Annotated in this window: 9 protein-coding genes and 1 riboswitch; of the genes, 2 read left to right on the top strand and 7 right to left on the bottom strand. The window is 64.8% G+C overall.

What is annotated here, in order from left to right; genetic code table 11:
- The 4 genes from cobO to clpB all read right to left on the bottom strand — a co-directional run bounded on the left by cobO (nucleotide 1) and on the right by clpB (nucleotide 6,282).
- A complete protein-coding gene (gene cobO / locus OUZ49_RS00955; RefSeq protein WP_266148027.1) occupies nucleotides 1–627 on the bottom strand; it encodes a cob(I)yrinic acid a,c-diamide adenosyltransferase in 627 nt (208 codons plus the stop codon).
- 58 nt (nucleotides 628–685) lie between these two features.
- Complete coding sequence (locus OUZ49_RS00950; protein WP_266148025.1) at nucleotides 686–1,267, bottom strand: hypothetical protein; 582 nt, start codon at nucleotides 1,265–1,267, stop codon at nucleotides 686–688.
- Nucleotides 1,268–1,343: 76 nt separating this feature from the next.
- Nucleotides 1,344–3,197: a TonB-dependent vitamin B12 receptor gene (gene btuB / locus OUZ49_RS00945; protein ID WP_380005033.1), complete on the bottom strand. Its 1,854-nt coding sequence runs from the start codon at nucleotides 3,195–3,197 to the stop codon at nucleotides 1,344–1,346.
- A gap of 112 nt (nucleotides 3,198–3,309) precedes the next feature.
- Nucleotides 3,310–3,531: riboswitch (cobalamin riboswitch) on the bottom strand.
- Nucleotides 3,532–3,699: 168 nt separating this feature from the next.
- Entirely contained in the window at nucleotides 3,700–6,282 is a 2,583-nt protein-coding gene (gene clpB, locus OUZ49_RS00940; protein WP_266148024.1) for an ATP-dependent chaperone ClpB, read from the bottom strand.
- Between the two features lie 198 nt (nucleotides 6,283–6,480).
- Between clpB and otsB the strand changes: the two genes are divergently transcribed.
- Nucleotides 6,481–7,284: a trehalose-phosphatase gene (gene otsB, locus OUZ49_RS00935; protein WP_266148022.1), complete on the top strand. Its 804-nt coding sequence runs from the start codon at nucleotides 6,481–6,483 to the stop codon at nucleotides 7,282–7,284.
- 44 nt (nucleotides 7,285–7,328) lie between these two features.
- Here the strand turns inward: otsB and pgeF are convergent, their stop codons facing one another.
- Nucleotides 7,329–8,090: a peptidoglycan editing factor PgeF gene (gene pgeF, locus OUZ49_RS00930; RefSeq protein WP_266148021.1), complete on the bottom strand. Its 762-nt coding sequence runs from the start codon at nucleotides 8,088–8,090 to the stop codon at nucleotides 7,329–7,331.
- A complete protein-coding gene (gene rluD / locus OUZ49_RS00925; protein ID WP_266148020.1) occupies nucleotides 8,077–9,054 on the bottom strand; it encodes a 23S rRNA pseudouridine(1911/1915/1917) synthase RluD in 978 nt (325 codons plus the stop codon). The genes pgeF and rluD overlap by 14 nt, the downstream gene beginning before the upstream one ends.
- Before the next feature lie 70 nt (nucleotides 9,055–9,124).
- On the opposite strand from rluD, the gene OUZ49_RS00920 reads away from it, so the two are divergent.
- On the top strand, nucleotides 9,125–9,964 hold the full coding sequence (locus tag OUZ49_RS00920; protein ID WP_266148019.1) for an outer membrane protein assembly factor BamD: 840 nt from the start codon (nucleotides 9,125–9,127) through the stop codon (nucleotides 9,962–9,964).
- A 175-nt stretch (nucleotides 9,965–10,139) separates the two neighbouring features.
- Here OUZ49_RS00920 and OUZ49_RS00915 read toward each other — a convergent pair whose 3' ends face one another.
- On the bottom strand, nucleotides 10,140–11,771 hold the full coding sequence (locus OUZ49_RS00915; RefSeq protein WP_266148018.1) for an NAD+ synthase: 1,632 nt from the start codon (nucleotides 11,769–11,771) through the stop codon (nucleotides 10,140–10,142).
- Nucleotides 11,772–11,861: the final 90 nt, after the last annotated feature.

The raw sequence follows: 11,861 nt of genomic DNA, 5'->3' as shown, positions 1-11,861 counted from the left end.
CTACAGCTCGATACCTTTTTGCGCTCGGATACCGGCCTGAAATGCATGTTTCACCACGCGCATTTCGGTGACCGTATCCGCCTGCTCGAGCAAGGCCTCCGGTGCGCCGCGTCCCGTGATCACCACGTGTTGCTGCGGAGGTCGCGCCGCGAGTGCGGCGCCAACCACGGCCACCTCGAGATATCCCTTCACCAGGGCGATATTGAGCTCATCCAGCAGCACGAAGTCGTAGCGGGCATCGGCCAGCATGGTCGCCGCCACCTGCCAGGCGGCCTGGGCAGCCTGGATATCGCGGGCCTTGTCCTGGGTCTCCCAGGTATAGCCCTCGCCCATTACGTGGTAGTCGACGTCGTCGGGAAAGCGACGGAAAAACGCTTCCTCGCCGGTGGAAAAACTGCCCTTGATGAATTGCACGACGCCGCAGTGGAAGCCGTGGCCGAGCGAGCGCGCCAGCATGCCGAAGCCGGACGAACTCTTGCCCTTGCCGTTACCGGTGTTCACCACCAACACGCCGCGCTCGATGGTCGCGCGGGCGATCTTGCGGTCCACCAGTTCCTTCTTGCGTTGCATGCGCTCGCGATGGCGTTCTTCGGCGGTGTGCACTTCGCTGCTCGATGGATCGTTCATAAACCTGCTCCGCGGCTATGCGTCTGATGCTGGGTACGGCCTGTCATGCGCATGGCACCTATGCCTGCTGCGCCAACGACACGCCACGCTTCGACATCAGCCCGGCAACGATGGCATAGGCCACCAAGGCCACTGCGACGTAAGCAAGCGTGGTGCGCACGAACAAGGGGCCCCACTGCCACAGGCGCGACACGTACTCGGCCACGTGCGGCTGTGCATAACGACCGCCCAGCCAATAGAAGGCGCCATTGGAGATGGCAAAGGAAAGTGACGCTGCCAGCGGCGCGACGGCCCAGGCGCCCAACAGCGCAGCCATGCTGCTGCGCAGGCGTGGCGCGTACCAGCGACCGCCATACCAAAGCACCGCATAGGCCAAGGGCAGGAAGGCATACGCCGGCGTGACGCAAAAATCGCTGACACCCGCATACTGGATCGCTACCCAGTCCAGTCCCATGGCCAGCGCCACCAGCGAGGCAAACATGGCGTGTCGGCGCAGCATCAGGCCGCCGACGAAGAACACCGCCATCGAGGCATCCGCCAGATGCAGCACATCGCCAAAATGCTTGAAGCGGGTGGACAACATGAGCAGCACCAGCAACCCAAATAGTGAGGCAGAACGCAGACCTGACGGTAACTTCATGAGGTGACTCCCGGATCGTGGTCGAAGGTCTTGCAGAGGTCACGCGGGGCTGGAACGACCAGCCCCGCGCTTGCGCTTATGGAGCCGGCTGGTAACGCAGGGTCAGCATGTAATTGCGACCAGGCTGGTTGTAATACCAGGCCGTCTCGTAGTTTTTGGCGAACGCATTGTTGAGCGCCAGCTGCAGCTTCCAGTTGCGATCCAGCGCATAGGCCACGCGCAGATCGGTCAGGGCGTAGCCGCCGAGCGGATGCTGGTTGGCAAGATCGTCATAACGACGTCCGGCCACGTACCAGCTGCCGCCCACGCTGAAGGCACCAAAGCTGCGGTCCACGTCGATGCGGGCCGTCTGACGGGCGCGACGCGGCAACAGATTGCCGTGCTGGTCGCCAGGCGTTTCATCGCGCGGATCGAGCCAGGTGGCCGTGCCTGTGACCAGCCAACCTGCAAGGTGTCCGCTGACCACGGCCTCGGCGCCGCGAATCCGCGCGTCTTCCACGTTGCCCGGCAGGCCAGTCGACGCGTCATAAGTGATGAGGTCGTCGACCTTGTTGCGAAACGCATTGAGCGACCAGTAGCCCCAGCCGTAGGTGCCGCGCAGGCCCAGCTCGATGTTCTGCGAGGTTTCCGGCTTGAGCTCGGGATTGCCGTAGTACGGGTAATACAGGTCGTTGAACGTGGGTGCCTTGAAGGCTGTGCCGTAGCTGGCCGTCAGGCGCAAGCTGTTGGTGAAGTCCCAGCCCCACAGCACGCTGCCGGTGTTCTTGCCGCCGAACTGGCTGTTGTCGTCGCGGCGCACGCTGGCCTGCAGCGACTGGGCCCCGAAGGTCTGCTGCCACTGCACGAACACGCCACGATCAATGCGGCTGTTCACGGCGTAGGCCGTGCTGCTGTCCACCTGATCACGCTGCCAGTCGAAGCCGCTGCTGAGCAGGCCACCGCCCAGCGCGATATCCGCCTGCAACGAGCCGATATCGCGATGGGTGTCGAAGCGGTCGACGTAGACGCCTTGCAGATAGTCCTTGCTGAAGTCGCCGCTGGTGCCCACGCTCAGGGTGAAGGTGAGATCCTTGGTTGGACGGTAGTGCAGGCGGCCACCGACCACCTGGGTCGCGCTCTCGTCGGAATCGGAATAAGTGCCGTCGTAGTAGTTGTGGCCTTCGCTGCGGAACAGGCGGACATCGGCGTCCCATTGCTGGTCGAAGCGATAACCGCCCTGCAGGGTCACGGCGGTGTTGCGGTAGCCATCCTTGTCAGGCTGATCGGCAAAGCAGGCCGCACCGACTTCAGCTGCGCCCACGCGACAGGCGTTGATCCCGTCAGTCTGCTCATGCGAGGCCTGCAGCGAATACCAGCCGTTGCCGCTGGTTCCTGCCAGTCCGGCCGAGCCGCTGAGATGGCCATAGCTGCCCACGCCAAGGCTGAAGCTGGGCACGAACGCGCCCTCGGGGCGACGGGTAAAGATCTGGATCACGCCACCGATCGCCTCCGAGCCATACAGGCTGGAGAACGGCCCGCGCACGATCTCGATGCGCTCGATCTGTTCGACCGGGATGTCCTGCAAGGCCGCCGTTCCGGTGGTGGCCGAACCGATCTTGATGCCGTCGACCAGAACCAGCACATGATCGGACTCGGTGCCGCGCAGGAAGGCGCTGGTGGCCTTGCCCGGGCCGCCGTTGTTGGCCAGCTGCATGCCGGGCGTGCCTCGTAGCAGGTCCGCCAGCGACGCCGGCTGCAAACGCTCGATATCGGCACGATCGATCACGGTGATCGCCGAAAGGGTCTGGTCTTCGGTCTGCGCGGTACGCGTCGCGGTGACCACGACGCTACTGAGGTCGGTCGCCGCATCGTCGGCGAACGCCGGGGTGAACACGGTCAACAAGGTCGCCGCCAGGATCGTCTGGCGGACTGGGAAATTCCGAAATGCCACAGCAATGCTCCTCAACCGCGCCTGCCCGCGCGGCTTGCATGAGATAAGGAACAGGCGTGAGGAGACGTGGCGGCCATGCGGCGCATGGCATCCATGACATGGCCCACCGCCTGTCTGGTCGTACCTCGAGGCCGGTCTCCGGGCTCGCGAGCGAAGGCATCGGATGCCTTCCGGACCAGCGCCTTCCCATGCCGAAGCACAGTGGCTATTGCTGACCGTTTACTCGCCTACCGTTGCGGGGGCAGCTCCGGAATGGGCGCTCACGCGCCGCACCGGATTCCCGTTTCAACCACTGGCTTTGCAGCTCGTGGTCACCTCAGGCGGGGCGATGGTAGCAGACGATAGATCGAATGATGCTGCGCGATGGGTCGCTTGGGGCTTTCTTTGCTCTCCCCGTCTGCTTGAGCGCCGGGCGACCGCACTTACTCCTTCTCCCCTCCGGGGAGAAGGAGGACCGTGCCGCGCCAGGCGTGCGTCTCTCGTCGCAACGTGAGCGTTGCGCTTAGTGCTTGCGGAACGTCAGACGTCCCTGCTCCGCATCCACCTCGATCGTGGTGCCGCCAGGGAACCTACCTTCCAGGATCTCCCTGGCCAGCGGGTTCTCCAGTTGCTGCTGGATGGCGCGCTTGAGCGGACGCGCGCCATAGACCGGGTCGAAGCCGACATTGCCGAGCAGATCCAGTGCCTTGTCGCCAATTTCCAGCTTGAGATCGCGTTCGGCCAGGCGCTTTTCCAGATAAGCCAGCTGGATTTTTGCGATGGCGCGGATCTGCTTCTTCTCCAGCGGACGGAACACCACCAGCTCGTCGAGGCGGTTGATGAACTCCGGGCGGAAATGGGCTTGCACCACGCCCAGCACGCTCGCCTTCATCTGCAGATAGCCGGCCTCGCTGTCGCCCGCCTGCTCCTGGATCATCTGCGAGCCAAGGTTCGACGTCATCACGATGACGGTGTTGCGGAAATCCACGGTGCGACCCTGGCCGTCCGTGAGACGCCCATCGTCGAGTACCTGCAACAGGATGTTGAACACATCCGGATGCGCCTTCTCCACTTCGTCCAGCAGGATCACGCTGTACGGGCGGCGACGCACGGCCTCGGTGAGATAACCGCCTTCCTCGTAACCGACATAGCCCGGGGGTGCGCCAATCAGGCGACTCACCGAGTGCTTCTCCATGAACTCGCTCATGTCGATGCGCACCATGGCGTCCTGCGTATCGAACATGAACTCGGCCAGCGCCTTGCACAACTCGGTCTTGCCGACGCCGGTCGGGCCGAGGAACAGGAACGAGCCATACGGACGGTTGGGGTCGGACAGGCCGGCACGTGCACGACGAATCGCATCGGATACGGCACGTACCGCTTCGTCCTGGCCCACCACGCGCTTGTGCAGCGCCGACTCCATCTGCAGCAGTTTTTCGCGCTCGCCTTCCAGCATCTTGTTGACCGGGATGCCGGTCCAGCGCGACACCACTTCGGCGATCTCTTCCTCGGTGACGCGATCCTTCACCAGCTTGAACTCCTGCGTTTCAGCGGCCTGCGCGGCGACAAGCTGCTTCTCCAGCTCCGGCAACTTGCCGTACTGGATCTCGCTCATCTTGGCGTAGTCCTGGCGACGCTGCGCGGCTTCCAGCTCGATGCGGGCGGCTTCGATCTGCTCCTTCACCTTGGTCGCGCCCTGCAGGGCGGCCTTTTCGGACTTCCAGACCTCGTTGAGATCGGAAAACTCGCGCTCCAGCTTCTGGATGTCCGCATCGAGGTCAGCCAGGCGCTTCTTGGACGCCTCGTCGGTTTCCTTCTTCAGCATCTCGCGCTGGATCTTCAGCTGGATCAGGCGACGTTCCAGGCGGTCCAGTTCCTCCGGCTTGGAATCGATTTCCATGCGGATGCGCGAGGCCGCCTCGTCCATCAGGTCGATGGCCTTGTCCGGCAGCTGGCGGTCCGGGATGTAGCGGTTGGACAGCGTGGCCGCGGCAACGATGGCCGGATCGGTGATTTCCACGCCGTGATGCACTGCGTAGCGCTCCTTGAGGCCACGCAGGATGGCGATGGTGTCCTCGACGCTGGGCTCGCCCACATAGACCTTCTGGAAGCGGCGTTCCAGCGCGGCGTCCTTCTCGATGTACTTGCGGTATTCATCGAGCGTGGTCGCGCCAATGCAATGCAATTCGCCGCGCGCGAGCGCTGGCTTGAGCATGTTGCCGGCATCCATGGCGCCATCGGCCTTGCCGGCGCCAACCATGGTGTGCAGCTCGTCAATGAACAGGATGATCTGGCCTTCGTTCTTGGCCAGGTCGCTCAGCACGGCCTTGAGGCGCTCTTCGAACTCGCCACGGAACTTGGCGCCGGCGATCAGCGCGCCCATGTCCAACGCGAGCACGCGGCGATCTCGCAGGCCCTCCGGCACTTCGCCCTTGACGATGCGCTGGGCCAGGCCTTCCACGATGGCGGTCTTGCCCACGCCGGGCTCGCCGATCAGCACAGGGTTGTTCTTGGTGCGACGCTGCAATACCTGGATGGTGCGACGGATTTCCTCGTCGCGACCAATCACCGGATCGAGCTTGCCGCTCTCGGCGCGCGCGGTGAGGTCGATGCAGTATTTCTCCAGCGCCTGGCGCTGTTCTTCGGCATTCTCGCTCTGCACTTTTTCGCCACCGCGCAGCTTCTCGATGGCCGCTTCGATATTCACCTTGTTGGCGCCGGCCGCCTTGAGTGCGGCACCCAGTTCGCCCTTGTCCTCCAGTGCGGCCAGGACAAACAATTCGCTGGCGATGAACTGGTCGCCGCGCTGTTGCGCGAGCTTGTCGGTAAGGTTGAGCAAGCGCGTCAGCTCGTTGCCGGCATGCACATTGCCTTCCTGCCCGCTGACGCGCGGCAGCCGCTCGAGCTGCTCGCCGATGCGCTGGCGCAATGCCGGCACGTTGACCTGCGCCTGGGTAAGCAACGGCGCCGTCGACCCGCCTTGCTGGTCGAGCAAGGCCGCCATCACGTGCACCGGTTCAAGCATATTGTTGTCGCGTCCGACGGCGATCGATTGCGCGTCAGCCAGCGCCTGCTGGAAGCGCGACGTGAGTTTGTCCATCCGCATGGGCATGCCCCTCATCAAGGTCATTTGGCGGCCTCGCCGCCACTGCCGGAAGAGATGCGGACGACGCCGCACGATTCAAGCGCGACGGTCATCACGCGCATATCACGCCTGCGGTTTTTGCGGGCCTCATCCATAGCTCGTCTTCACATTTGTCTTGCTAGGCTCGTCGCCGTGATATCGCCCTCTCCCTCCCCGGCCATGTCCGCTCAATTACCACTACCAGCGCCACCCCTGCCGGGCGCAGGCGAACACTGGGCGCTGTTTCTCGACGTCGACGGCACCCTGCTGGATTTTGCCCAGCGGCCCGACCAGGTCTTCGTCGACACGCGCTTGCGTGACCTCCTCGACGACCTGTTCGGCACGCTCGATGGCGCCCTTGCCCTCGTCAGTGCGCGCAGCCTGGATGACCTGGACGACTTGTTTGGCCATCCGCCCTGGGCGATGGCCGGCTTGCACGGACTGGAGCTGCGTGGCGCCGATGGCAGCTATCGCGGCGTCCACATTGGCGCGGCGCGACGCTCGTTGGTGCGGGAGTTCGCTGCCACGGTCGCCGCCGGTCTTCCCGGCGTGCTGGTGGAAGACAAGGGCATGGCGGTGGCCTTGCATTGTCGTGCCGCACCCGAGCACTTCCAGGCCCTGCGCGCGAGTGTGGAGGCGTTATTGCCCAACCTTGCCGGCTACGACATGCAACTGGGTAGCATGCTGATCGAACTCAGGCCACAGGGCATGGACAAGGGCTCGGCGATTGCCCACCTGCTCGCCCACTGGCCCTTCCATGGACGGCTACCCGTCTATGTCGGCGACGATCTCACCGACGAACATGGGTTTGCCACCGTCAACTTGGAGCGCGGCTTGAGCGTGCGCGTCGGCGGGCGCGGACCCAGCGTTGCCCACTATGCGCTGCCGGAGCCCGCTTCCACCCGGGCCTGGCTGGTGCGCGTGCTGCTTGCACTGAAGCACGGCGCCTTGTCCCGCGCCGACTACTCCAGAGGGCATGCGTAGCCTCGTTGGTTACGCGTGGCTGACGAGGCTGCAGCAACGCGCCCCTACCCTTCCATCCAGATCAGACTGGCAAAGCGCCCGCTCTGCGCTCCATCCCTGCGATAGGAATAAAAGCGCTCATCGATCCGCGTATCGAAGCCACCGCCATATACCTGCGCGACACCAGCCGTCATCAGTCGGCGACGCGCCAGGCCGGCGAGATCGCACAACCAATGACCGGGGCGGGTCGGCATGAAGCAGCGCTCCGCAGCGGGATCGGCAGCCAGAAACGCATCGCGCACTTCTTCGCCGATTTCATAGCTGGGTGCACCGATGCACGGTCCCAACCAGGCCATGATCCTGGCCGGCGGTGCCGGCAGCGAAGCCAAGGCAGCTTCGAGCACACCCGCCACCATCCCTCGCCAGCCGGCATGCGCCGCCGCGACGGCATCGCCATCGAGCGTGCAAAACAGCACCGGCAGGCAGTCGGCCGTGAGTATCGCCAGCGGCTCGCCCATGCGACAGGTCACCGCGGCATCCGCACGCGGCTCGTCCTCGTCGTACAGGCGATCGATATCGGCCACATCGACGCCATGCACCTGTTGCAGCCAGTGCGGCGCCCGTTCAAGCCCCAGCGCCGCCTGCACCGCGGTGCGATTGGCTGACACCGCCTCCGGCACATCCCCCGAACGTGCGCCGAGATTGAGGCGATCGTAAGGTTCCGCGGACACCCCTGGCCCTTGCCGGGTACTGACGGCCGCACGCACCCGCGGCGGCGCCGGCCAGTCGGGAATGATCCAATCCTTCACGCGATCACTGCCAGTCATCCGGAGGTGCCTGTGCCGTGTCGGCGCGCAGGGCATCGATCAGCGCCTGCTGATCGGCGGGCCGCTCGGCGCTGAACGACAAGGGCTCGCGGCTGATCGGATGTTCGAAAGCCAGCCGCTCGGCATGCAGCGCCTGCCGGCGGAATCCGCGCAGGGCCGCCACCAGCTCCGGCGTGGCGCCCTTGGGCAGCTTCAGCCCACCGCCATAAAGCGGATCGCCGATCAGCGGATGGCCGATATGCGCCAGATGCACGCGGATCTGGTGCGTACGGCCGGTTTCCAGGCTGCACTGGACCAGGCTGTGGGCGCGGAAGCGCTCGCGCAGGCGGTAATGGGTGACGGCATGCTTGCCGTCCTCCTCGTCGCGGACCGCCTGGCGCAGGCGATCGCCCATATGGCGGCCAATCGGCGCGTCCACCGTGCCACCGGCCACCAGGGTACCCAGCACCACGGCTTCGTACTGCCGCTCCACATCGTGGCGCGACAGCATGTCGACCAGCGCCGTATGGGCCGCCAGGGTCTTGGCCACCACCATCAGGCCGGAAGTGTCCTTGTCCAGTCGGTGCACGATGCCGCCGCGTGGCAACTGGGCCAGCACGGGATCGTGATGCAGCAAGGCGTTCAGCAAGGTGCCGGCACTGTTGCCGGCGCCCGGATGGACTACCAGCCCGGCCGGCTTGTTCAGCACCAGCACATGGGCATCCTCGTGGACGATATCCAGCGCGATATCTTCCGGCGCCATCTCCACCTCGGCCTCCAGCTCGGCTTGCAGCCGCACCTGTTCCCCACCCCGCAACAGCTGGCGGGGTGGCGCCAGGGCGCCATCCAGGGTCACTGCGCCGGCCTTGATCCAGGCCGTCAGGCGAGACCGCGAGTAGTCCGGGAACATCTCGGCCAAAGCCTGGTCGAACCTCCGACCCGCGGCAGACAGGGGCACTGTGGCCTCATGACGTATGGTTGTCATGGCCGCCTGCCCGGGCAACCGGTGGTTTCGGCTATCATCCCTTTTCGATCAAACATCTGAACCCTTTCTCATGCGCGTAACCAAGCTGCCGGCTTTCAAAGTTTTTGTCGTGCTCGCCATCGCCGTATCGATGAGCGCCTGCTCGATGTTCGGCCACAAGAAGGACACCAACGATACCCTGCCGGTGGACAAGCTTTACGCCAAGGCCCACGACTCGATGGAGAACGCCGACTATGCGGCGGCGGCCAAAGCGTATCAGCGCCTGATCGCGCGCTTCCCGTCCGGTAACTTCAACGAGCAGGCCCAGCTTGACCTGGCCTACTCACAGTACAAAGACAACCAGCCGGACGACGCTTATTCCACGATCAACCGCTTCATCAAGACGTATCCGACCCATCCACATGTGGATTATGCCTATTACTTGCGCGGCCTGATCAATTTTGATCGTACGGGCGGTGCGATGGAGCGCCTCCTGCAGCGCAACGAGGCCCAGACGCGACGTGACCAGGGCTTCAACCTGAAGGCCTTCGACGACTTCTCCGAGCTGTCGCGCCGCTTCCCGGACAGCGCCTACACCGCCGATGCGCGCCAGCGCATGATCTACCTGCGCAACGTGCTGGCCCAGTTCGAGATCAACGTGGCCGAGTTCTACCTGCGCAACAAGGTCTACGTGGGCGCCGCCAACCGTGCCCAGTACGTGATCGAGCATTACCAGCAGGCGCCGCAGACCGGTGACGCGCTGGCCATCCTCACGCGCAGCTACCTGAGCATGGACCAGAAGGGCCTTGCCGACCAGACGCGCCAGGTGCTGGCACTGAACTACCCGGATCATCCGTACCTGAAGGATCCGAACTGGCCGCATTCGCCGTCGCTGATCCGCAAGATGATCCCGTTCTCGGGTCACCATTGATCGGCGATTCTGAGCTGTCGGGATAAAAAAAAAGGCGGGCGCGAGCCCGCCGTTTTTTTACTTCTGTAGGAGCGCACCCAGTGCGCGACCGCGTCGCGGCGGTGTCTCCGCTCCGTTGGCTTTTCGCGCACTGGGTGCGCTCCTACAACAGAGGGCCAGTCCGGGCGCTGTCGGCTTACTTCCAGCCGGAGGTGATCGGATAGCGTCGCTCGCGGCCAAACGCGCGCGTGGTCACGCGCGGGCCCGGTGCGGACTGGCGACGCTTGAACTCATTGAGCAGCACCAGGCGCACCACGCGGCGCACCGTATCGGCGTGGAAGCCCTGCGCCACGATTTCGGCCTGTGACTGCTCGCTTTCGATGAAACGGGCGAGGATGGCATCCAGCTCATCGTACGGCGGCAGCGAATCCTGGTCGGTCTGGTTGTCGCGCAACTCCGCCGACGGCGGACGCTCGATCACCGCCGATGGAATCGCCTCGGGCTCACCCAGTCGCGCCGCATGCGCATTGCGCCAGCGCGAAAGCCGATACACCACCGTCTTGTAGACGTCCTTCAGCGGTGCATAGGCGCCGCACATGTCACCGTAAAGCGTGGCGTAGCCGACCGCCATTTCGCTCTTGTTGCCGGTGGCCAGCAGCAGGCGACCGTGCTTGTTGGACAGCGCCATCAGCATCACGCCGCGCGTACGCGACTGCAGGTTTTCCTCGGTCGTGTCCGCGGCCTTGCCAGCAAACGCAGGCGTAAGCGCGCTCAGGAACGCATCGACCGTCTGCTCGATATCGATGACGTGATAGTCCACGCCGAGCTGCACGGCCTGCGCACGCGCGCCCTCCAGCGACAGCTGCGAGGTATAGCGCGTGGGCATCATCACCGCCGTCACGCGGTCTGCACCCAGCGCATCCACCGCCAGCGCCAGCGTCAGCGCGGAATCGATGCCACCGGACAGGCCCAGCAGCACGCCAGAAAAACCGTTCTTGTCGATGTAGTCGCGAATGCCACGCACCAGGGCGGCGTACAGGGTCGCCTCCAGCGCATGATCCGCCGCCCGCGGCCAGTCTTCGGCACGCAAGGTACGCGTTTCGCTGTCGAATTCGGCCCACAGAAGGGCATCGACGAACACGGGCGCACGCGCGGCGATGCTGCCATCGCCGTTCACCAGCAACGAACCGCCGTCATACACCACCTCGTCCTGGCCACCGATCAGGTTGAGATAGGCGATGGCGCAGCCGGTTTCCTGCGCGCGCGCTTGCAGCACGGCTTCGCGACCGGCCTGCTTGGCGTCGTCCCAGGGCGAGGCGTTGATCACCACGAGCAGTTCGGCGCCCGCCGCGGCGGCCTTGGCGGCCGGCTCGGGCTGCCAGATGTCTTCGCAGATCAGCAGGCCCACGCGCACGCCGTCGATCATCGCCACCGCGCTGGCATGACCGGGGCGGAAATAACGCTTGTCGTCGAATACGCCGTAGTTGGGCAGCGCCTGCTTGTGCGTGGTCAGTTCGATGCGCCCACCGCGCAGCAGGCTTGCCGCGTTGTAGACCTCGCCTTCGCTATGCGGGTGACCGACCAGGGCGGCGACACCATTGGTGGCCGCGGCCAACGCATTGAGCTCGCACTGGCAGGCAGCGAGGAAGCTCGGCCGCAGCAGCAGGTCCTCCGGCGGATAGCCGCTGAGGGTGAGCTCGGGAAAAACCGCCAGCGCCGCACCGCCTTCGCGTGCCTGCGCCAACAGATCCCCTACCCTGGCGGCATTGGCTGCCACCGCACCGACCGGGAAATCGAATTGCGCAAGCGCGAGGCGTAGGGAGGACATGCCGGGGAATCCGTGTTCGGGGAGCAGCTTATGATACCCGAGGCAGCGCCAGGGCCCGCCGGCGCAAGGCGCCAGGCCTCCCACTGTGGG

It is taken from the genome of Dyella halodurans (genome assembly GCF_026283925.1).
Lineage (GTDB): Bacteria > Pseudomonadota > Gammaproteobacteria > Xanthomonadales > Rhodanobacteraceae > Dyella > Dyella halodurans.
Note: the sequence above shows the minus strand (reverse complement) of the source record. Positions and strands in the feature narration are given on the sequence as shown.